At 67.3% G+C, this 20,219-nt stretch carries 24 protein-coding genes and 1 tRNA gene; 16 read left to right on the top strand and 9 right to left on the bottom strand.

What is annotated here, in order from left to right; genetic code table 11:
- The first annotated feature begins 64 nt into the window (after positions 1–64).
- The 3 genes from AVL48_RS27790 (at position 65) to lon (ending at position 4,628) form a co-directional block, all read left to right on the top strand.
- Positions 65–1,003, top strand: a complete 939-nt coding sequence (locus tag AVL48_RS27790; RefSeq protein ID WP_061979992.1) for a GNAT family N-acetyltransferase — start codon at positions 65–67, stop codon at positions 1,001–1,003.
- Positions 1,004–1,043: 40 nt separating this feature from the next.
- Positions 1,044–1,907 (top strand): SAM-dependent methyltransferase, encoded by an 864-nt coding sequence (locus AVL48_RS27785; protein ID WP_061979993.1) that lies wholly within the window; start codon positions 1,044–1,046, stop codon positions 1,905–1,907.
- A gap of 318 nt (positions 1,908–2,225) precedes the next feature.
- A complete protein-coding gene (lon, locus tag AVL48_RS27780) occupies positions 2,226–4,628 on the top strand; it encodes an endopeptidase La (RefSeq protein WP_061979994.1) in 2,403 nt (800 codons plus the stop codon).
- Between the two features lie 56 nt (positions 4,629–4,684).
- Here lon and AVL48_RS27775 read toward each other — a convergent pair whose 3' ends face one another.
- Positions 4,685–5,617 carry a zinc-dependent alcohol dehydrogenase gene (locus AVL48_RS27775; protein WP_061979995.1) on the bottom strand — a complete coding sequence of 311 codons (933 nt, stop codon included), beginning with the start codon at positions 5,615–5,617 and terminating at the stop codon, positions 4,685–4,687.
- An 83-nt stretch (positions 5,618–5,700) separates the two neighbouring features.
- Here AVL48_RS27775 and AVL48_RS27770 point away from each other — a divergent pair, with 83 nt between their 5' ends.
- Both AVL48_RS27770 and AVL48_RS27765 read left to right on the top strand, forming a co-directional pair.
- Positions 5,701–6,447: a TetR/AcrR family transcriptional regulator gene (locus AVL48_RS27770; RefSeq protein ID WP_244162508.1), complete on the top strand. Its 747-nt coding sequence runs from the start codon at positions 5,701–5,703 to the stop codon at positions 6,445–6,447.
- A 131-nt stretch (positions 6,448–6,578) separates the two neighbouring features.
- Positions 6,579–7,739 carry an alkaline phosphatase PhoX gene (locus AVL48_RS27765; protein ID WP_061979996.1) on the top strand — a complete coding sequence of 387 codons (1,161 nt, stop codon included), beginning with the start codon at positions 6,579–6,581 and terminating at the stop codon, positions 7,737–7,739.
- 63 nt (positions 7,740–7,802) lie between these two features.
- Here AVL48_RS27765 and AVL48_RS27760 read toward each other — a convergent pair whose 3' ends face one another.
- The gene (locus tag AVL48_RS27760; RefSeq protein WP_061979997.1) at positions 7,803–8,453 is read right to left on the bottom strand and encodes a DedA family protein; all 651 of its coding nucleotides are present in this window, start codon (positions 8,451–8,453) and stop codon (positions 7,803–7,805) included.
- A 135-nt stretch (positions 8,454–8,588) separates the two neighbouring features.
- Here AVL48_RS27760 and AVL48_RS27755 point away from each other — a divergent pair, with 135 nt between their 5' ends.
- Genes AVL48_RS27755 through AVL48_RS27740 form a run of 4 tightly spaced genes read left to right on the top strand, consistent with a single transcriptional unit; the run spans position 8,589 to position 11,095 of the window.
- Positions 8,589–9,740: a sensor histidine kinase gene (locus AVL48_RS27755; protein ID WP_061979998.1), complete on the top strand. Its 1,152-nt coding sequence runs from the start codon at positions 8,589–8,591 to the stop codon at positions 9,738–9,740.
- The gene (locus AVL48_RS27750; RefSeq protein WP_061979999.1) at positions 9,731–10,375 is read left to right on the top strand and encodes a response regulator; all 645 of its coding nucleotides are present in this window, start codon (positions 9,731–9,733) and stop codon (positions 10,373–10,375) included. The genes AVL48_RS27755 and AVL48_RS27750 overlap by 10 nt, the downstream gene beginning before the upstream one ends.
- A gap of 43 nt (positions 10,376–10,418) precedes the next feature.
- A complete protein-coding gene (locus AVL48_RS27745; RefSeq protein ID WP_061980000.1) occupies positions 10,419–10,709 on the top strand; it encodes an ArsR/SmtB family transcription factor in 291 nt (96 codons plus the stop codon).
- On the top strand, positions 10,706–11,095 hold the full coding sequence (locus AVL48_RS27740; RefSeq protein WP_061980001.1) for a VOC family protein: 390 nt from the start codon (positions 10,706–10,708) through the stop codon (positions 11,093–11,095). The genes AVL48_RS27745 and AVL48_RS27740 overlap by 4 nt, the downstream gene beginning before the upstream one ends.
- A 71-nt stretch (positions 11,096–11,166) precedes the next feature.
- On the opposite strand, the gene AVL48_RS27735 is transcribed toward AVL48_RS27740, so the two are convergent.
- Complete coding sequence (locus tag AVL48_RS27735; RefSeq protein ID WP_061980002.1) at positions 11,167–11,547, bottom strand: VOC family protein; 381 nt, start codon at positions 11,545–11,547, stop codon at positions 11,167–11,169.
- Positions 11,548–11,594: 47 nt separating this feature from the next.
- Entirely contained in the window at positions 11,595–11,738 is a 144-nt protein-coding gene (locus tag AVL48_RS39235; RefSeq protein WP_156515779.1) for a hypothetical protein, read from the bottom strand.
- A 98-nt stretch (positions 11,739–11,836) separates the two neighbouring features.
- Between AVL48_RS39235 and AVL48_RS27730 the strand changes: the two genes are divergently transcribed.
- Together AVL48_RS27730 and AVL48_RS27725 are read left to right on the top strand one after the other, a co-directional pair.
- Positions 11,837–12,475, top strand: a complete 639-nt coding sequence (locus AVL48_RS27730) for a TetR/AcrR family transcriptional regulator (protein WP_061980003.1) — start codon at positions 11,837–11,839, stop codon at positions 12,473–12,475.
- 38 nt (positions 12,476–12,513) lie between these two features.
- Entirely contained in the window at positions 12,514–13,728 is a 1,215-nt protein-coding gene (locus AVL48_RS27725) for a DUF4241 domain-containing protein (protein WP_061980004.1), read from the top strand.
- 26 nt (positions 13,729–13,754) lie between these two features.
- On the opposite strand, the gene AVL48_RS27720 is transcribed toward AVL48_RS27725, so the two are convergent.
- A complete protein-coding gene (locus AVL48_RS27720; RefSeq protein WP_061980005.1) occupies positions 13,755–14,288 on the bottom strand; it encodes a GNAT family N-acetyltransferase in 534 nt (177 codons plus the stop codon).
- 40 nt (positions 14,289–14,328) lie between these two features.
- Here AVL48_RS27720 and AVL48_RS27715 point away from each other — a divergent pair, with 40 nt between their 5' ends.
- Positions 14,329–14,892: a dihydrofolate reductase family protein gene (locus AVL48_RS27715; protein WP_061980006.1), complete on the top strand. Its 564-nt coding sequence runs from the start codon at positions 14,329–14,331 to the stop codon at positions 14,890–14,892.
- A 152-nt stretch (positions 14,893–15,044) separates the two neighbouring features.
- The gene (locus AVL48_RS27710) at positions 15,045–15,227 is read left to right on the top strand and encodes a hypothetical protein (RefSeq protein ID WP_061980007.1); all 183 of its coding nucleotides are present in this window, start codon (positions 15,045–15,047) and stop codon (positions 15,225–15,227) included.
- Positions 15,228–15,588: 361 nt separating this feature from the next.
- Here AVL48_RS27710 and AVL48_RS27705 read toward each other — a convergent pair whose 3' ends face one another.
- Both AVL48_RS27705 and AVL48_RS38630 read right to left on the bottom strand, forming a co-directional pair.
- Entirely contained in the window at positions 15,589–16,425 is an 837-nt protein-coding gene (locus tag AVL48_RS27705) for a glycosyltransferase (RefSeq protein WP_061980008.1), read from the bottom strand.
- A gap of 3 nt (positions 16,426–16,428) precedes the next feature.
- A complete protein-coding gene (locus AVL48_RS38630) occupies positions 16,429–16,638 on the bottom strand; it encodes a UTRA domain-containing protein (protein WP_074038209.1) in 210 nt (69 codons plus the stop codon).
- A 290-nt stretch (positions 16,639–16,928) separates the two neighbouring features.
- Between AVL48_RS38630 and AVL48_RS38625 the strand changes: the two genes are divergently transcribed.
- Entirely contained in the window at positions 16,929–17,303 is a 375-nt protein-coding gene (locus AVL48_RS38625; protein ID WP_061980009.1) for a site-specific integrase, read from the top strand.
- A gap of 119 nt (positions 17,304–17,422) precedes the next feature.
- Here AVL48_RS38625 and AVL48_RS27695 read toward each other — a convergent pair.
- Positions 17,423–17,504, bottom strand: a tRNA-Tyr gene (locus AVL48_RS27695).
- A 119-nt stretch (positions 17,505–17,623) separates the two neighbouring features.
- On the opposite strand from AVL48_RS27695, the gene AVL48_RS27690 reads away from it, so the two are divergent.
- Positions 17,624–18,115, top strand: a complete 492-nt coding sequence (locus tag AVL48_RS27690) for a YajQ family cyclic di-GMP-binding protein (protein WP_037314015.1) — start codon at positions 17,624–17,626, stop codon at positions 18,113–18,115.
- Positions 18,116–18,166: 51 nt separating this feature from the next.
- Here the strand turns inward: AVL48_RS27690 and AVL48_RS27685 are convergent, their stop codons facing one another.
- Positions 18,167–18,850 carry a hypothetical protein gene (locus AVL48_RS27685; RefSeq protein WP_061980576.1) on the bottom strand — a complete coding sequence of 228 codons (684 nt, stop codon included), beginning with the start codon at positions 18,848–18,850 and terminating at the stop codon, positions 18,167–18,169.
- A 182-nt stretch (positions 18,851–19,032) separates the two neighbouring features.
- Between AVL48_RS27685 and AVL48_RS27680 the strand changes: the two genes are divergently transcribed.
- The gene (locus AVL48_RS27680; protein WP_061980010.1) at positions 19,033–20,181 is read left to right on the top strand and encodes a sialidase family protein; all 1,149 of its coding nucleotides are present in this window, start codon (positions 19,033–19,035) and stop codon (positions 20,179–20,181) included.
- The last annotated feature ends 38 nt before the right edge of the window (positions 20,182–20,219 follow it).

The following is a 20,219-nucleotide window of genomic DNA, read 5'->3' as shown; positions in this document are numbered from 1 at the left end:
ACCGCGGTGGGGCCAATCTCGTGAAGTTCGCCGCGGACCCGTCAGTAGGGGCTTGAATAGACGTATGAATAGCCACGCGATCGCCGCCGGCCATGCCGAGCGGCTCGCCACAGTGGACGCCCTGCTCCCGGAAATGCCTGCACTGGAGCCTGTCGAGGGTTCCGTGTCACTCTCCGCGACAGCCGACGAATCGGCCGCCGCCGGATTGTCGGTTCGCACCGAGGCGGGCCCTGATTCTGTTGACTCTCCGTGGCGGGCCCTCGTCGAACATCGCCTCGAAGCGCGGCTCACCGGACCGCGCCCGGAAGCGGCCCTTGACGCATTACTCACCCGATGGGATGAACATCTGATGGCGGTCGCCCCACCTGGGGATGTCGAAACGGCGGCGACCGTGGTGCGGCCGAGCCGCGATTCGCCGGGCTCGGCCGAATTGCTGCGCCGCGGCTTCGCTCCGGTGCTGGTGATCGCGGTCCGCCCGGCCGACCGGCTCACCATGACCGGGCCGCCCGCGACGCCAGGGGTGCACATCCGGCCGGCCGAAGCGGATGATCTCGAAACCGCGGTCGGTCTCGAGCTGGAATTGCAGCGGTACGACGCGCAGTTCGGATCTGTCACTTTGCGCGAAGGCGCGAAGGAAGCGATCGCGGCGGATCTGTCGAAACAGCTGGGGCGGGAAAACCCGACGTTGTGGATCGCGGAGCTGTACGGGCGTCCGCTGGGCATGGTACGTGTGCAGTTCCCCGACGAGACTTCGTGGATCTGCGACCGGGTCGCGGCGGACCGGGTCGGCTATCTGTCGTCGCTGGCGGTGGCGGAGCCGGCGCGGTCGAGCGGGGTGGGGACCGCGCTCGCCGCGCACGCGCACCAGGTTTTCGACGAATGCGGGACCGAAGCCGTGCTGCTGCACCACGCGCTGGCCAATCCGCGCTCGACGCCGTTCTGGTACGCGCAGGGCTACCGGCCGCTCTGGACTTACTGGCAGCGTCGGCCCGCCGTGCGCTGATCCCGATACGCTGATCTTCGAAGGATCAGGGGGTGGAGGCATGACCGGCGACGATGACGCGGCCCCGGTGGCGCCGAGCGGGGTCGACACCGAAAAGCCGTCCGCGGCGAGGATCTACGACTGGTTTCTCGGCGGCACCCACAACTGGGCGGTCGACCGCGAGTTCGCCCGCGCGCTGGAACGGCAGTGGCGGTGGGTCAAACCGGGCGCGCGGCACAACCGCGAGTTCATGAACCGAGTCGTGCGGGCCGCGCTGAACGCGGGCGTCCGGCAGTTCATCGACTTGGGTTCCGGTGTCCCGACCGCCGGGAACGTGCACGAAATCGTCCAGGAGGAACTGGAACCTGGCGATACGGCGAAGGTCGTGTACGTCGACTACGAGCCGGTGGCGGTGGCGCACGCGGAACTGATCCTCGAACGACACGAGGCGACCGACTGGGCCGGGATCGTCCACGCGGACATGCGGCGGCCGAAGGACGTCCTCGGACATCCGGAGACGCGGCGGCTGATCGACTTCGACCAGCCGGTGTGCCTGATGCTGATGGCGGTGCTGCATTTCGCCGGGCCGCACGACGATCCGCCCGCGCTGGTCGCGACCTACCGGAACGCGCTGGCGCCGGGGAGCTGGCTGGGGCTGTCGCACATGAGCTTCGGCGGCCAGACCGGCGAGGACGCCGACGGCCTGCGGTGGATGGTCGAGCAGTACCGCAAGACGAGCAACCCCGTGTGGATGCGGGACCGCGAAGAGATCGAGCCGCTCTTCGGGGACTGGCCGCTGCTGGAGCCCGGCATCGTGCACCTGCCCGACTGGCGGCCGGTGCGGGACCTGCGGCGGAACGAGGAAGGTGCCCGGCCGTTCGCTTGGTGCGGGGTCGCCACCCACCCGCTTACATCCGACCACTGACCCCACCGTGTCGCCTTTCGCGGGCTAACCGCGCCACGTTGGGCCACAGGTCCGAGGGGTGGGTGCGGCGCGTCCGGCGACGGGGGCCGAGAGGGCTCGGTTCCCGCGTCGTGGGCCCGGCGCGGGTCGCTGGCTGCGGTACGCGGGAAGAGATCCGACCAATGTGGGCATCGCGTCGCCTTTCGCGGGCTAACCGCGCCGCGTTGGGGCGGAGAGGTCTGAGGGGCGGGTGATCGCTGACGGCGAACGTGAGGAGGAAACAAACGGGTCGATCGGAGAGTTGAGCTAGGCAGACTCAACTAACCGAGGAGTGCACAGATGACCGACAACCGCCTCCTGCCCGTCCTCCCGCTCGATGACGACGTCGTGCTGCCGGGCATGATCGTCCCGCTCGACCTCACCGACACGGAGACGCGGGCCGCGGTGGAGTCCGCCCAGGCCAACACGCCTGCCCAGGCTTCCTTCCCGGGGATCCGGTCCAGCTCCGCCACCAAGGCCGAAATGCTGATCGTCCCCCGCGTCCACGGCGAGTACGCCGAACTCGGCACCATCGCGACCGTCGAGCGCATCGGCCGCGTGCCCGGCGGCAAGACCGCGGTGCTGCTGCGCGGCACCCGCCGCGCGACCGTCGGCCGCATCGCCGACGGCCCCGGCGCCGCCCGCTGGGTCCACGCCGAAGTCGCCGCCGAGACCACCGACGACAACTCCGCGAAGCTCGCGTCCGAGTACAAGAGCGTCGTCCTCGCGATCCTCCAGCAGCGCGGCGGCTGGCAGATGATCGACGCCGTCCAGGAGGTCGAGGATCCGTCCGCGCTCGCCGACCTCGCGGGCAACTCCTCGTACCTGAACACCGACCAGAAGCTCGAACTGCTCTCCACGCTCGACGTTTCGGCACGGCTCGAAAAGGCCCTCGAATGGAGCCGTGAGCAGCTGGCCGAACTCGAGGTCACCGACACCATCCGCAAGGACGTCCAGGAGGGCATGGAGAAGCAGCAGAAGGAGTTCCTGCTGCGCCGCCAGCTCGAAGCGATCCGCAAGGAGCTGGGCGAACTCGACGGCACGGCAGGCGACGACGACTACCGCGCCCGCGTCGAGGCCGCCGAACTGCCGGACGCGGTCAAGAAGGCCGCACTGTCCGAAGTGGACAAACTGGAGCGGACCTCGGAGCAGTCCCCCGAGGGCGGCTGGATCCGCACGTGGCTGGACACCGTCCTCGAACTGCCGTGGAACGAGCGCACCACCGACGTCCACGACATCGCCGCCGCGCGCGACATCCTCGACGCCGATCACGCCGGTCTCGACGACGTGAAGGAACGCATCATCGAGTACCTGGCCGTGCGCAAGCGTCGCGCGGAGTCCGGTCTCGGGCCGGTCGGCGGACGTCGTTCGGGTGCCGTGCTCGCGCTCGCCGGTCCTCCCGGGGTCGGCAAGACCTCGCTCGGTGAGTCCGTGGCGAAGGCGATGGGCCGCAAGTTCGTCCGGGTCGCGCTCGGCGGCATCCGCGACGAGGCCGAGATCCGCGGGCACCGCCGCACCTACGTCGGCGCGCTGCCCGGCCGGATCGTCCGCGCCATCAAGGAAGCGGGCTCGATGAACCCGGTCGTGCTGCTCGACGAGATCGACAAGGTCGGCGCCGACTACCGCGGCGACCCGACGGCGGCGCTGCTGGAGGTGCTGGACCCGGAACAGAACCACACGTTCCGCGACCACTACCTGGAGGTCGAACTCGACCTGTCCGACGTCGTGTTCCTCGCGACGGCGAACGCGCTCGAAACCATTCCCGGTCCGCTGCTGGACCGGATGGAGCTGGTCACCCTCGACGGCTACACCGAGCACGAGAAGGTCACCATCGCCCGCGATCACCTGCTCCCCCGCGAGCTGGACCGCGCCGGCCTCGGCAAGGAAGACGTCAAGCTGACCGACGACGCCTTCAGCCGCATCGCCGCCGAGTACACGCGGGAGGCCGGGGTGCGCAACGCGAACCGGACCATCGCGAAGGTGCTCCGGAAGGTGGCGACCAAGGTGGCGCTGGACGAGGTCGAGTTACCGCTGACCATCGACGCCGATGGGCTCGAAACCTACCTCGGCCGTCCGCGGCACCTGCCGGAGTCGTCGCTGCCCGCGTCGACCCAGCGCACGTCGACCCCCGGTGTGGCGACCGGTCTCGCGGTGACCGGCGCCGGTGGTGACGTCCTCTACATCGAGGCGTCGCTGGCGGATCCGGAGTCCGGCGCGACCGGACTGCAGCTGACCGGCCAGCTGGGCGAGGTGATGAAGGAGTCGGTGCAGATCGCGTTGTCGTACCTGCGTTCGCACGGCGCGGAGCTGGAACTTCCGGTCGGCGATCTGAAGGAGCGCGGCATCCACGTGCACGTTCCCGCGGGCGCGGTGCCCAAGGACGGGCCGAGCGCCGGGATCACGATGACGACCGCGTTGGCGTCGCTGCTTTCGGGCCGGGTCGTGAAGTCGGACGTGGCGATGACCGGTGAGGTGTCGCTGACCGGGCGGGTGCTGCCGATCGGCGGGGTCAAGCAGAAGCTGCTGGCCGCGCACCGGGCCGGGATGAAGACGGTGATCATCCCGCAGCGCAACGAGCCGGACCTCGACGACGTCCCGGCCGAAGTGCTGGCACAGCTGGACGTCCACGCCGTGGCGAACGTCCGTGACGTGCTCGACATCGCGCTGGCGCCGGCGTCCACGCCGGTCGCTCAGGCGGCGTAACGGCACGAAGTCCGAAGCCCCGGATCCGCGAAGGATCCGGGGCTTTCGGCTGGGCATCAAGGGTGGAGGACGACTTTGATGGCTCCGGCGGCCCGGTCGCCCGCCACGCGGAAGGCTTCCGCGGCGTCGTCGAGGGGGAAGCGGTGGGTGATCACCGTCCGCGCGATCTCGGGGTCGCCCGCGAGCAGCGCCGCGGCCTCTTCGGTGTCGCGGACGCCGTCGTGCCTGCTGTAGGCGATGGAGTGCACGTAGGTGAGTTCCTTGACCAGACTGACGATGCCCGGAACGGGAGCCGTGTGCCGGTAGACCCCCAGCAGCACGACACGACCGCCGGGGCGGGCGAGTTCGGCGCACCGGGCTAGTCCCGCTTCGCTGCCCGCGGCGTCGATCACGACGTCGTAGGTACCCGTGACCGAACCGGCTTCCAGGCGTTCCGCCGCGATCCGCTGGTGCTCGTGGCGTGTCTCGACATCGACGTCGAAGCCGCGTTGCCGGGCCGTCGCCGCGGCCAGCAGTCCGACGCTGCCGCCGCCGACGATCGCGAGCCGCTCCCCTTTTTCGAGTGCCGCGGCGCGGACACCGTGCCCGGCCACTGACGCCGGTTCGACGAGGCAGGCGTCGCGCACGTCCAGGCCGGGCGGGAGGGGGACGAGCATGTTCCCGGGAACCGTGATCGCGTCGCACATACCGCCGTCGCGGAAGATGCCGAGCGTTCCGTGGGCCGGGTCGTCGCATCTCTGGACATGGCCTTGGCGGCATTGCCCGCACTCTCCGCAGTAGACCGTGGGTTCGACGGCGTAGGACCGGCCGTCGGCGGCGGTCCCGGCGAATTCGTGGCCGTAGGTGTAGCCCTGGACGCCGTTCGCCGCGAAGGCGACGTCGGTTCCGCAGATTCCGATCGAGGCGATGACGAGGCGGACGCCGGAACCTTCCGGCTCGTCGACCTCGGCCACGAGGATGCCCTGATCGGAGTTTCGTACGGCACGCATGACTTTCCCTTCGGTCACCCTTATGCGAACAGTGTTAGCTTATATTAAGTGATACTTGTTCGCATAGGCCTTATCCTTGGGCAGTGGACGAACCGAGCACGACAGCGGAGACCGGCGAAGCGCGGCCGGGAACGGCGGCCTGGTGGCTGGCCAGGGAAAACGAACCCGCGCGTCAGCGGCGACGCCGATCACTGACCATCGAGGGCATCCTCGACGCGTCCATGGCGCTGCTCGACGCGCGCGGGGCGGCCGCGCTGACCATGCGCAACGTCGCCGAGGAGCTCGGCTGCACCCAGGCATCGCTCTACCGGCACGTCCGCAACCGCGAGGAACTGGTGACCCTGCTCGTCGACAGGGCGATCAGCGTGGCGAGCGCCGCTCCACCCGAAGACGCGGATTGGGCCGAAAAGGCGGCGTGGTCCGCGCACCGGTTCCGGGCGCACCTGCGCCGTCATCCCGGCGTGGCCTCGCTTCTTCGCGGTACCGAGCGGCTCGGCCCCAACTCGTTGGCCGGGATGAACTACGCCCTCGGACTGTTCATCGGTGCGGGTCTCAGCCCCAAGCTCGCCGCCGCCGCCGCGTCGTCACTGGCCACCTTCGTCATCGGTTCGGTGCACTTCAACCTCGGCGTCGACGCCCGAGATCCGGCAGAGAAGCGGCACCGCAGGCGGCTGTATCGTTCGCGAGACGCCGAGGCCGTTCCGTTGCTCGTCCAGCACGCCGACGCCCTCGCCGAACTGGGGAGCGACGACGAGTTCGAAGTCGGCCTGACCGCGTTGCTGGCCGGGTTCCGCGTCCTGATCGAGAACTCGGACGGCACCCGCGATTGAGCGTGGCTGCGACGAAAGTTCCCTTCCCCCGGTGAATACGTCGCGAATTCACCTGGATGTCCCGTCACGCCCGTAATCTCCCCTCCGCTCCTTACCGCACCACCACCTCAGCGGATGTCTTGGAGGCACGAGTGAAGCGACGGAATTTCCTGCGCGCGGCCGTGGTCGGCGCCGGGGTCACGGCGTTCGGCAACAGGCTTTCGGGGACGGCTTTGGCGGCGCCCGCGCAGAACGGACCCAGCCCGTACGGCGCGCTCCAGGCGGCCGACGCGAACGGGATCCAGCTGCCCGCCGGATTCACCAGCCGCGTCATCGCGCGCTCCGGCCAGCAGGTCGCGGGGACCGGTTACACCTGGCACAACGCCCCGGACGGCGGCGCGGTGTTCGCCGACGGCAGCGGCTGGATCTACGTGTCGAACTCGGAGATCACCCCTGGTGGTGGCGCCAGCGCGGTCAAGTTCGACGCGAGCGGGAACATCACCGGCGCCCACCGCATCCTGGCGAACACACGCCAGAACTGCGCGGGCGGCAAAACCCCTTGGAACACTTGGCTTTCCTGTGAGGAGGTCGACCTCGGCCTGGTCTACGAGTGCCAGCCGAACGGGCCCGCCACGGCCGCGGTCCAGCGGCCCGCGATGGGGAAGTTCAAGCACGAGGCCGCCGCCGCCGACCCGGTGCGCAAGGTCGTCTACCTGACCGAGGACACCACGGACGGCTGCTTCTACCGCTTCGTCCCGACGACCTGGGGCAACCTCTCCGCCGGAACGCTTCAGGTACTGAAGGCGGGTACGGCGACCTCGGGCAGCTTCACCTGGGCGAACGTGCCCGACCCCGACGGCTCCCCCACCGCCACGCGCAACCAGGTGTCCGGCGCGAAGCGGTTCAACGGCGGCGAAGGCCTGCACTACGCCAACGACACCGCCTGGTTCACCACCAAGGGCGACAACCGCGTGTGGCAGCTGAATTTGACGAATAACACCTACGAACTCGCCTACGACGATTCGCTGGTCAGCCCCGGTTCGGCGCCGCTGACCGGCGTCGACAACGTCACCGGGACCTCGTCGGGTGACCTGTACGTCGCCGAAGACGGCGGCAACATGGAGATCTGCATCATCACGCCGAACGACATCGTGGCACCGTTCCTGCGGATCAACGGCCAGAGTTCGTCGGAGATCTGCGGCCCGGCGTTCAGTCCGGCGGGGAACCGGCTGTACTTCTCTTCGCAGCGCGGTACTTCCGGCTCGTCCTCCGGCGGGATCACCTACGAGGTGACCGGTCCCTTCCGCTCTTGATCCCGCGGAAGGCCTCCTTCCCTCGGCTGAATGGAGGGGGAAGGAGGCCTTCACGCGCGTTCGTCAGGCGTTGGTGCGGTTCTTTTCGCGGAGCCGGGTGACGACGAAGAGCGTCAGCGCGACCACGACGGCCGCGATCACCACGTATTGGAAGAACCCGGCGTACTCCTCGACGAGGTGCCAGCTTTCCCCCAGGCCGTAGCCCGCCAGGACGAACGCCGTGTTCCAGATCAGGCTGCCCAGCGTCGTCAACACCAGGAACCGCCAGAACGGCATCCGCTCGATCCCCGCGGGCAGGGAGATGAGACTGCGGAAGATCGGCACCATCCGGCCGAAGAACACCGCCTTGGCGCCGTGCTTTTGGAACCAGGCCTCGGTCTTGTCGAAGTCGGCGGTCTTGACCAGCGGAATCTTGGCCATCCAGCGGCGCGTGCGGTCGCGGCCCAGCAGCATTCCGAGGTAGTACACGATGATCGCACCGGCCACCGAGCCGAAGGTCGTCCACACCAGCGCTTCGACCAGGGTGAACGTTCCCTGACTGGCGGAGAACCCGGCGAGCGGCAGCACCAGCTCGCTGGGGATCGGCGGGAACAGGTTGTCCAGCCCGACGATGATCGCCGCCCCCGGACCTCCCAGTGAATCCATCAGTGAGACTGCCCAGCCGGCGAGGCCGCCCATCGATTCGTTGGCGGCTTCGGCGAGGAGGAGGTTCATGGCGGCCTTTCGTGGTCGTCTGCAGGTGTCAACGAACGTACGAATTGCCCGGGTTCCACACCCTGCGGTGAAGCGGCACAGATCACTGCGGAAAACCGCAATACCGTTCTTCGGATACCCCGCTAACCTGGTGTTATGCCTGTTCCGGCCGCTACGCGCCGCTACCTGCGCAAGATGCTCCGCGGCACGCTGGGCCTGGCGATCGGCGCCGCCACCGCGTTCGCGGAGGTCTTTTACGTCCTCTTCGGGGGTCTCGCGCTCGCGCTCCCCGCGCTGCGACAGACCGTCTTCGACGGCGCCCGCGCACTGTCCGAAGTGGAGCGACGACGGCTCGAGAAGTACCTCGGCGCCGAGAACGCGACGGACTACACCGGCCGCCGTGCGATGACCTACCTTGTCCCGCGCTGCGTCGTGGGGCTGCTCAGCGCGGGGATCTTCGTGTTGATCCTGCTCGGTGCCGGCTCCGGCTTGATCATCGGATATCAGCTCCTCGACGGCAGGTCGCCCGGCGGCGGCGCGCCCGCCGGCTGGTACGACCCCGTCACCACCGCGCTCTTCGGCGTACTGCTCATTTTTCTTTCCGTACAGGGGCTCATCGGCATCGCCACCTTGGATCGCAAGCTGGCGCGGCACTTCCTCGGCCCCAGCAAGCAGGAACAGTTGCGCCGCCGGGTTTCCGAGCTGGCGACCAGCCGCGCCGAGGTCGTCGAAGCGGTCAACGACGAACGCCGAAGGATCGAGAGAGACCTGCACGACGGCGTCCAGCAGCGGCTCGTCGCGCTCGGCATGCTGCTCGGCCGGGCGCGCCGCACCGGCGATCCGGACCACGCGTCGGATCTGCTGCGGCAGGCGCACGAGGAATCCCAGCGCGCGCTGAACGATCTGCGCGAGGTCTCGTGGCGGGTTTATCCGATCGCGTTGGACACCGACGGGCTGCATCCGGCTTTGGAGGCGCTCGCGGAACGCTCGGGCATACCGGTCCACCTGCGCGTCGACCTGCCGGAACGGCCATCGGCGGCCATCGAGACCGTCGCCTACTTCGTCGCGTCCGAGGCGGTCACCAATACGATCAAGCACGCCGCGGCGACGCGGATCGACATCGAGGCCGAGCGGGACGGGGACAGCGTGCGGGTGCGGATCACCGACGACGGCACGGGCGGGGCGAGGGAGTCCGGTGGCGGTCTTTCCGGTCTCGCGCGGCGCGTCGCGGCGGCGGACGGGGAGTTCACCGTGGACAGTCCGCTCGGCGGTCCGACCGTGGTGACGGCGGTGCTGCCGTGCGGGTGATCCTCGCCGAGGACTCGACCCTGCTCCGGGAGGGCCTGGTCCGGCTGCTGGTCGAAGAGGGGCACGACGTCGTGGCGTCGGTCGGAGACGGCGAAGCACTCGTCTCGACGACGGCCGCTTATCGGCCGGACGTGATCGTCACCGACGTCCGCATGCCGCCGACCCACACCGACGAGGGCCTTCGCGCCGCACTCGAAATCCGGACACGCTGGCCGGAGATCGGCGTCCTGGTGCTCTCTCAATACGTCGAGAAGCGGTACGCGGCCGAACTGATCACCGGCGACGGCGAACGCGTCGGCTATCTCCTGAAAGACCGGGTCGCCCAGGTGGGCGAATTCCTGGAGGCACTCGACCGGGTGGCCGCGGGCGGTGCCGCGTTCGATCCGGAGGTGGTACGGCGACTGCTCGCGAGGACCACGCACACCGATCCGCTCGCGAAGCTGACCACCCGCGAGCGTGAAGTGCTGGAGAAAATGGCGCAGGGCCACACCAACGCCGGGATCGCCGAGTCGCTGTACGTGTCGCAAAGCGCCGTCGAGAAGCACGTGAACGCCATCTTCGACAAGCTCGGACTGGCCAACACCGCCGGCTACAGCCGCCGCGTCCTCGCGATCCTGCGGTACCTGGGCTCCTGATCCCGGCTTGACAGGCAAGTGACGACTTGCCTATAACTGGGTCGTGGACGGCGACCTGTTCAAGGCCATCGGCGACGCGACGCGACGCGTCATCCTCGACGAATTGACCGAAAAGGACGGTCAAACGCTGTTCGAGATCTGCGGACGGCTGACCATGAAGCACGGCCTCACCTCGTCGCGGCAGGCCATTTCGCAGCATCTCGCGATGCTCGAACAGGCAGGCCTGGTGCACACCCGGCGGCAAGGCCGCTACAAGTTCCACCACATCGACACGAGCCCGCTGCGCTCGATCGTCGAGCGGTGGCCTCTCGACCGGAAGGAACCGAACCCGTGATCCGCGTCAACCTCACCAGCGTCTTCGTCGACGACCAGGCCAAGGCGCTCGCCTTTTACACCGAGAAGCTGGGGTTCCAGAAGAAGCACGACGTGCCCACCGGCGACGCCCGCTGGCTCACCGTGGTCTCCCCCGCCGACCCGGACGGCGTCGAACTGCTGCTCGAACCGGACGGTCACCCCGCGGCGAAGCCGTTCAAGGAAGCCCTGGTCAGCGACGGCATCCCGGTCACCCAGTTCGCCGTCGACGACGTGTTCGCCGAGGTCGAGCGGCTCAAGGGACTGGGCGTCGAGTTCACCCAGGACGCCGTCGACATGGGGCCGGTGGTCACCGCCGTTTTCGACGACACCTGCGGCAACCTGATCCAGCTCGCCACGATGAAGTAGCGGCACCGGAAAGCGGGGCTTGGTCCATTGTGGACCAAGCCCCGCTTTGTTTCCCCGAGATGGGCGATCCTTTACTGCTGCACCCACTCCACGAGTTCCACGGGCACCCCGTTCGGGTCGGTGACCATGAAGAGCCGCTCTCCCCACGGTTCTTCCCGCAGCGGCAGCGTGATCTCGACACCCGCGGCACGCAAGCGCTTCTCCTCGGCTTCGAGATCCTCGACCGTGAAGGCCACGATCACCCCGGCCGCGCGCTGCTGCCGCAGGTGCTCCGGCAGGACCTCGATCCCCGCCTTGAGCAGGACGATGTTCACCTTCGCGGTTTCGTGCCCGAGGGAGACGAAACCCTCCGCGGCCATCTGCTCGGTGAAGCCGAAGTGCTCGGTGAAGAAGCGACTGGATGCGGCGACGTCGTCGACGGTCAGCGAAACGGTGGAGGTCAGGACGTTCATGGGCTATCCCCTTAGGTCAGCGGTGGGTTTTCGGACTGGCTGAGCGGTCAGTACGACCTGCGCCGCGGAACGCCGATCGAGCGGCGCACGGGCATCGAGCGGCCGGGGAACGGCCGCTGATGGCGGCGGTCGTTCCGGCGGACCTTGGCGCGGTCGGCGCCTTCGTTGCCTTGGGGGATTCGAGCGGTCAAGGAGCCTCTTTCTCTCAGTGGTCGGTAGTACGGACGTAAGTTTACATCCAACCTAAGGTAAGTCAAGGATATTTTTACAACAGTGGTAAAGTTCGCTCATGATCAGCACGGATGTGGGTTTGCGAGAGCTCAAGAAGCAGGAGACACGGCAGCTGATCTCCGATCACGCGACGATGCTCTTCATCGAGAAGGGCTTCGAAGAGACGACGATCGCCGAGATCGCCGCGGCGGCGAGGGTGGCGAAGAAGACCGTCACCAACTACTTCCCGCGCAAAGAGGATCTGGCGCTCGACCAGCACGAGGCGTTCACGAACGGACTGGCGAACGCGGTCGGCTCCAGGAAGACGGGTGAGTCGGCGCTGGCCGCGCTACGGCGCACCTTCCTGGACGCGGTGGCGGAGCACTCGCCCGTGATCGGCTTCACCGGGCCTGCCTTCGCGAAGATGGTCCTGGAGAGCCCGACCCTGACCGCGCGGCTGCGTGAGCTGCACGAACTGCGGGAGGCCGCGCTCGCCGAACTCCTCGCGGCCGAGACCGGTGCCGACATCGGCGACGTCACCCCGGTAATGGCGGCCGCCGAACTCAACGCGATCGACCGCGTCCTCTTCCGCGAGGTCCTGCGGCGTTCGCACGCCGGCGAGAGCAACGACGAGATCGCCGAAGCGCTGACGAAGGCGGCGAAGCGGGCCTTCGAGCTACTGGAGCCTGCTTTCGGTGACTACGCGGTCCGCGAGTAGCTCACCGATTTGTCGGGGGTCCACGCTAAGTTCGCTCCATGTCTGAGGGGACTTTGCTGGACGTCATCTACTGCGAAGGCTGGGATCCGGCCGCCCGCGCGCTGCTCGGGAGGCTTTCGCCCGGCACCGCGCGGGAACGCGACGCCACCGGAGAGCAGTACGCCGTCGCACTGGTGCTTCCCGGCACCGAAATGCCGCTGGTGCTGTTCGAAATCGCCTGGGGGCACCACTTCGCCCGCACTGTGCACTTCGATCAGCAGAAGCGGCGCCAGAGTTCGTTCGAGTTCCGCGCGCTCGGAGACGACGCCCTGTTCCTCGTGCGGGTCGAGCAGTGGACCTACAAATCCGACGACCAGGAGGAATTCGACCCGAAGACGGCAGGCCACGTGGAGCTGACCTTCCAGCCCGACGGCACGGGCTGGGTGGAACGCTCTCCCCACGGGGAAAGCGGCGGGTCGAGCAGTACCAGCGTGCGGAAAACGGTGTCCGAACTGACCACGCCGAGACCCGCCTTCGGCGACTGGACGGCCTTCACGAAATCGAAACAGCTGACCCTCCGAACGCCGGACGTTCCGGACACCGATCCGCCGCTTCCCGTCGAAGAGCGTCCTTGGCGGCCATCCGTTCCTCTGCAGCCTTCGGGCCTGGAAGAGATGTTCACGCCAGGTACGCGCTTTTCGCTGAGCGACGATCTCGGCCTCGTCGAGGTCGAGGTCCGGCGTGCCGGGAAACTCCGCATGCCCAGCGGCGAACTCGTCGCCTCGGACCCGGCCTTCCTCGATCGGGAAACCGAACCCTTCACCGTCACCGTGCCTCCGGGGGACTACCCGGTCGAGGTCGCCCTGATCCGGTTCGTCGACGAGCCGGATCACCTACGGGTCGCCGCCGCCAAACTTGTCGTCACCGACGTTCCGGTCGCCACGTGGGAGGCCGCGCTGCGGCCGGGAGAGGACACGCTCTTCCTCGGGGACGGGCATTTCCACGGCTACGGCGTGGACAGTGGGACAGGCTGCTTCGCCGATGCCGCCGCTCTTCCCGAGAAGGTGGACGACGACTTCATCGAGCGGTTCACCGAGGTGAAGCCCCATCTCGACCTCACCCTGGACGGAGTCGACGGCAACATCATCCTGTTCAACGCCGGCTGGGGAGACGGGAGCTATCCCACCTGGATCGGCCGGGCCGCCGACGGCACCCTGGCCTGCTTCGTCACCGACATGCTGGTTCTCAACGACGCACAAGTACTCACGGCCTGAGGGAGACACCCGTCGCGGCGTGCGGTTCACGGCGCCGCGTAGAGCAGCATGTCTCGCGCGAAGCCGCCTATCTCCTGATGGGCGGGCAGCAGCGCTTCGCGCCGATAGCCCGCCTTCTCGGCCGCGCGCAGCGAGCCGCGGTTCCACGGCTCGATGTACAGCTCGATCCGCTCCACGCCCGGCACCGTCCAGGCGAAGGGGGTGATCGCTTTGAGCGCGTCGGACGCGAAGCCGCGGCGCCGATGCTCGGGCGAGATCGAATAGCCCACGATCCCGATGCCTTCGGACAGTTTTCGCAGCCAGAGTCCGACCGTCCCGACCCCGGTTCCCGCCACGTCGATCACGAAGGGGAACCCGCGGCCCTCCGCGTGACGACTCTGCTGCCGACGTACCCAGGCTTCGGCTTCCTGACGCGTCGGATGTGCGGGCAGGCTCCCGATGAGCGGCACGTACGGATCTTCGCCGAGTTCGAGCGCGAGACGGACGTCGGCTTCGGTGAACTCGCGGAGGACGACGGATCCGTACGCCGGTGGCGTGGACGGCCAGGGCAGCGGGGTCATCGCCCCATTCTTGTCGGAGGGCGGCGGTACGGTCGGGCGCATGCGGAAGCTGATCGTCACGGAGAACAGCACGATCGACGGCGTCATCGAACTGGCGGGTGACTGGTTCAGCCCGGGTGACAGCGACCCGGACGTCGACCAGTCGGACGTTCTGGCCGCGCTCCGCGAACAACGGGAAACCGCCGACGCGCTCCTGCTCGGGCGCATCACCTTCGAGGACATGCGCGGCTATTGGCCGGAACAGACCGATGACCAGACGGGCATCTCGGCTTATCTCGACTCAGTGAACAAGTACGTCGTATCCAGCACGCTGACGGAGCCGGAGTGGGAAAACACGACAGTGCTCTCCGGTGGCCTGCGTTCCGAGATCGAGAGGCTGAAGGCCGCCGAGGGCAAGGACATCGTGACCACCGGCAGCGTCTCGCTGGTGCACGCCCTCATCGCCGCCGGACTGGTCGACGAGTACCGGCTGTTCGTCTACCCGGTCGTCGTGGGCGAAGGCCGTCGGCTGTTCGAGGGCGCGACCGCCGTGCCCAAGCTGCGGCTGGTGGAGGAACGCGCGTTCACGTCGGGGATCGTGCTGCTGCGGTATCGAACCGCGTAGAGCGGTGAGCCCGACAATCCGTGAGGCGCGACGGACGTGTATCCAGCATGACCGACGAGCAGCGTGACAAGCCGATGAACCGCGAACAGCGGTAAGCAGCGAGGGAGGCCGCGCCTGCCAAGGAACGGACACCGGTCGATGTCCTCCTGATCATGATCGGTGTCGTCGCCGCCGTGGTCTTCACGATCGTGGGAATCGGACGTCTCAGCCAGGGGACGGGAACGAGCGACTGGTGGGACGCGGGCCGCACGGTGATCCTGACCTTCGGGCTCGCCGGGGTAGATGCCGCGCCAACTTCTCCAGAGATCGGCGGCATCGCGCGGTGCGCAATGTAGTTTCGAAGCCCTTCCACAAGACGGTAGCCAAAGTGGCTTTCGTACGCCTCATTAGTTGCGCGCGTGAACCTCTGAAGCCGGTCGGAGCCAGGGCCGAAGCTTTCCGACAAACCATGCCTTGATTATCTGTACATAGTCGCCATACAAGCGCAAATGATACAACCGACGCGCCAAGCTCTTCGGTAACTTGCCGAGTTTCGTCTCCTCGAGACGCCCAACCTGTTTACAACCTGATCAAAGTTTAGCTTTGCGCCGACCACAAGACGGGTAGACAGTCTTGCCGCATACTCCCTACAGTATCTAATTGCTTCACGGCTTTCTTTCTCTTCGCCTTTCAGAACAGGGCGCAGGACGGTGATGTTCACGGCGACATCTCCGGCACCGTGCCCTGCGCTTGGCGTCCTTCTGGAGGCATAGCTGATTCAGCCGTCAGATCGCCGCCATCAATGGCCGCTGGTTCGTACCGAATTCCGTTCGCATGAATGGCCTCCACTCGCATCTGAATAAGCCGCCTACGCGCCTCGTCTTCCTGCGGATTCCAGTACGACTCAGACGCCGTAGTCTGCGCCGAGTGCTTCCGGTAGAGCATGCTCGGTTCGGCGATGAACTCCCCGGGCGTCACTGCCTCCGCCGCCAACAGCGTGGCAATGGTCTCGGCCCCCGTGAGAGCCATCCACCCACCCAAAAACCAGATGAGGTCCGTGTGCATCGCGACGTTCGCCGCAAGCACCGAGAGCCTGTCCTCTGCCTGCTCCTTGTAGAAGCGGCCGGGCTCGACGGGGCCATGGGGAGGGTCGTACGGCCCGGGCGTTGTCGTCCCATCCTCGTGCAGGTCAAGACCTGCCGAGACGCACCACGCGACGCGGTGCAACGCGTCGATATCCCGCTCCAATGCACCCGGCAGCAGCACGTCGTCCGCGTCGAGGTTGCGAATCACGATCCCCTGCGCCTGAGATAGCGCCATGTTGCGCGTGACCGCAGCACGGCCAGCCAAACCAGTGCCGTAGTGGACGCGCGGGTCATCGTCCGGAAGCTCTTGTTTCGGCACACCACTATTGCCGTCTTCCTGCACACACCACTCCCATGACCAGCCTTCTGGCATCTCCTGAGCGCACAGGGACTCGTAAGCCTCCTTGAGGTAGTGGTGTCCGCCCTCGAAGACGGCCGTCACTACGGAGATCAAGCGTGGCGTTGCCATTGCTTACTCGTCCCACTTTCGCAGTTCGGTGGTGCAGGACAGGGAAATCCGGTCCGCTGGGGTCAGGAGTTCGGCCACATCCACCGCACGACCCGACGTGTCGTAACTGATCTTCAGACTGGGAAGCACGGGCACATTGAACGGGATGTCATAGAGGGCCACCTCTTCCTCGGTGGGCATGCGCGCGGAAACGCGATCTTCAAACTTCCCCACCTCCGCCGTCTAGAGCTGGTGAAGCGTACCGCCCGCCCAGGGTTCATTGGATGAGTCCAACAGCGGCGGATGATCCTTGACGAGCGAATATGAGCTGATGTACTACGCCGCTCTCCGGCCGGAGGAGGTAGCGAACCTGAGCAAGGCCGACCTGTCGCCCCCGAGGAAGGTCGGGGAGATCTTCTCCTCAGGAAGGCGCGCCCCGGAGATCGGGCAGGAATGGACAGACTCCGGCGAGGCATCCGAAGAGGGGACCGCTCAAGCACCGGGCAGAAGAGGAGGAGCGGCCGGTGCCGTGCCCGCGTCAGCTCACCGCGCTACTGCACGAGCACCTACGCCGGTTCGGGACCGCGCCGGACGGCAGCCTGTTCCGAGGAGCCCGCGACGGCGGGCGGGTCGGCAGCTCGGTCTACGGCCGGGTGTGGGCGACGGCACGCGAGCGGGATTTCACGGCTGAGGTGGCCGCTGGGCCGCTCGGAAAGCGTCCCTACGACCTCCGGCACGCTGCGGTGTCGACGTGGCTCAACGGCGGTGTGGAGCCCACTCGTGTGGCCAAGTGGGCCGGACACAGTCTCTCCGTCCTGCTGAGGGTCTACGCGAAGTGCCTCGACGGCGGGAAGCAGGCCGCCCGAGACCGCGTGACCAGGGCTCTTGGTGGCGAGTAGGCCCCGGGAACTTTGGGGCAGCCAGCCGCCTACGGCCGCGCAGAGCTGCACCCAACTGCACATAACAAGATCGGCCCCCTGGCCTGGTTTTCCAGGTCAGGGGGCCGATCTTGCTGGTGTGGCGAGTGAGGGATTCGAACCCCCGAAGGCTGTGCCGTCTGATTTACAGTCAGATCCCTTTGGCCGCTCGGGCAACTCGCCGTGGCCGGGCGAGCCCGGCCGAGACGAAAGAATACCCAATGCCGTGGCGGGCCGGTCAACCGGGTTCCGCAGGGCTAGGGTGGAAGCTCCTGACAAGCGAGTACGAGGTGTGAGAACACGTGGCGGATCCCTCTTTCGACGTGGTGAGCAAGGTCGATCGCCAGGAGGTGGACAACGCCCTGAACCAGGCCAGCAAGGAACTCGGTACACGGTTCGACTTCCGGGGTACCGGGACCAAGATCGACTGGTCGGGCGAGGAAGCGATCGCGATCGAGTCCGAGACCGAGGAGCGGGCGCTGGCGGCGGTCGAGGTGTTCAAGGAGAAGCTGATCAAGCGCGGCATCTCCCTGAAGGCCTTCGAGGCGGACGAGCCGGCGCTTTCCGGCAAGATCTACAAGGTGAGCGGCAAGATCCTGCAGGGGATCGCGTCGGACAAGGCGAAGCAGATCGCCAAGTTCATCCGGGACGAGGGCCCGAAGGGCGTCCAGGCGCAGATCCAGGGTGACCAGCTGCGGGTGTCCGGCAAGAAGAAGGACCAGCTCCAGGACGTGATCGCCTTGCTCAAGGGCAAGGACTTCGAGATCGCGCTGCAGTTCACGAACTACCGCTGACCCTGCGGAGAAGGCCACCTTCGAGAGCCTCGAAGGTGGCCTTCGTCATACCTACGACGCGGTGAGCGTCCAGGTTCCATCGCCTTCGATCGACACGAACGCGGGGCCGGACACGGGAATGTCGCCCTTGTAGTCGCCGAGCTGGTTCACGGGGAGATCCGAGTGGCCGCCGCTGTGCACCCATACCGCGACGCGGCCGCTGTTCTTGGTGGTGAGGGCGACCGACGCGACGGCGTCGGGCACGGAGAAGACAGCCTCGTTCTTGCCCGAGACGGGCTTGCCCGGCTCCAGGACGGGCAGGCCGCTTTCGTCGGTGACGGTCAGCGTCCAGGCGGCGTTGGCCTTGATGGTGAACGTCTTCGCCTGGTAGCCGGGCATGTCGTTGATCCACTGCGTGCCCCTGTACGGGCCGCTGTCGTTGACGATCAGTTCGTTCTCCGTGTTGACCGCGACGTGCCCGGAACACTTCGGGCAGTCGAAGGTCACGAAGCCCAGGCGCATCGGCCAGGTCGTGGGTACCGACGCGTTCCCCTTGCCCGAGTGGCTCTCCGGCGGGTGAGGCGCGGGTGGCGGGGTGGTGGAGGTCGAAGGCGGCGCGGGCACTCCCGAAGGCGCGCGCAGTCCATCCCGATCGGCGGCTCGCGGAACGACGCGGCCGGTGTTCGCCGGCGAGCAGGCCACCAGGCCGACGGTCAACAGCACGGCGCCTGAGGCCGCGCACAAGCGCCTGATCACGTGTTCCCCCATATCGAGCAGTCCTAGGATCTTCGCCGACCGATAGCCCAGCGTTACCGCGCCACCCGGCCGAGCGATTCCCGCCACTCGGGCGTGGGTTTCTGCCGCGACGCCTTGGCGGGAGTCCGAAAAGGACAAATGCACATGGTGTAATCCGGCGCTCGCGTTCGAGGAGGGTCACGATGAAGCGCCGACTCAGCACCACACTCGCCCTAGCGTTGTCACTCACCGTGATCGCGTCGTCGTTCACGTCCGCGCAGGCCGCCGAGCGGCAACAGCTCGTGTCCGGCTTCGGCTCGTACCCGCGACTCATCCGCCTTGACCATTCCCCGATCGGCCGCGGTCGCATCCTCGCGTCGCTGACCAGCGAAGACGCCAGTGGCAAGTTCACCCCGATCATGGAAAGCACCGACGAGGGCGAGAGCTTCCACAAGATCGGTGAGATCCGCGACCGCGACGGCCGGTACGGCATGTGCTGCGGAACGCTGTACGAGCTGCCGCAGCGGGTCGGGAGGTTTCGCCCCGGCACACTGCTGTGGGCCGCCAGTTACCGCCAGGACGCCGGTCCGGAGCGCCGGATCGGCATCAAGATCTGGTACAGCCGTGACGTCGGCCGCACCTGGTCCTTCCTGTCCGAGGCCGCCCGTTCGCACAACCACGACGGCGTCTGGGAGCCCGAGTTCGTCGTCGACGCCGGCGGTACCCTGTGGCTGCACTACGCCGACGAGACCGAGGCACCGCAGTTCGCGCAGGTGTTGACCCGGGTCGCGTCCACCGACGGCGTGAACTGGGGCACCAAGCAGCACACGATGGCCATCCCGCCGCATAGCGTGCGGCCGGGGATGCCGACCATCCGGCGTCTCCCCGACGGCCGGTACTACCTGGCCTACGAGATCTGCAACTACCGCGACCGCTACTGCGACCCGTACTTCAAGATCTCCTCCGACGGCGCCAACTGGGGCGATCCGGTCGATCCCGGGACCCGCGTCACCACCGCCAACGGCAACTACTTCCAGCACGCCCAGACGATCACGCTGTTCCCCGGCGGCCCGAACGGCGTGCGGCTGGTGATGGTCGGCCAGATCTACACCAACGCCGCCGGCGACCCGCAGAGCGGGAACGGCCGGGTCCTGCTCGCCAACGACGACTTCGGCTCCGGGCACTGGTACGAGCTGCCCGCGCCGGTGCACGTCACCGGCATCTACGACAACTTCTGCCCCAACTACAGCTCGACGTTACTGCCGGTCGACGACGGCAAGAACGTGCTGCAGATCTCCACTGAACACAACCCCGGTTGCACGGCGTACTTCGCCAAGGGACCCGCTTTCTGACCACCACCCGGTAGTGTGAGTCGTTGACGGACGGCTAC

Source organism: Amycolatopsis regifaucium (genome assembly GCF_001613935.1).
Taxonomy (GTDB): domain Bacteria; phylum Actinomycetota; class Actinomycetes; order Mycobacteriales; family Pseudonocardiaceae; genus Amycolatopsis; species Amycolatopsis regifaucium.
The sequence above is the reverse complement of the archived record's forward strand: the minus strand, read 5'-3'. Positions and strand labels throughout refer to the sequence as shown.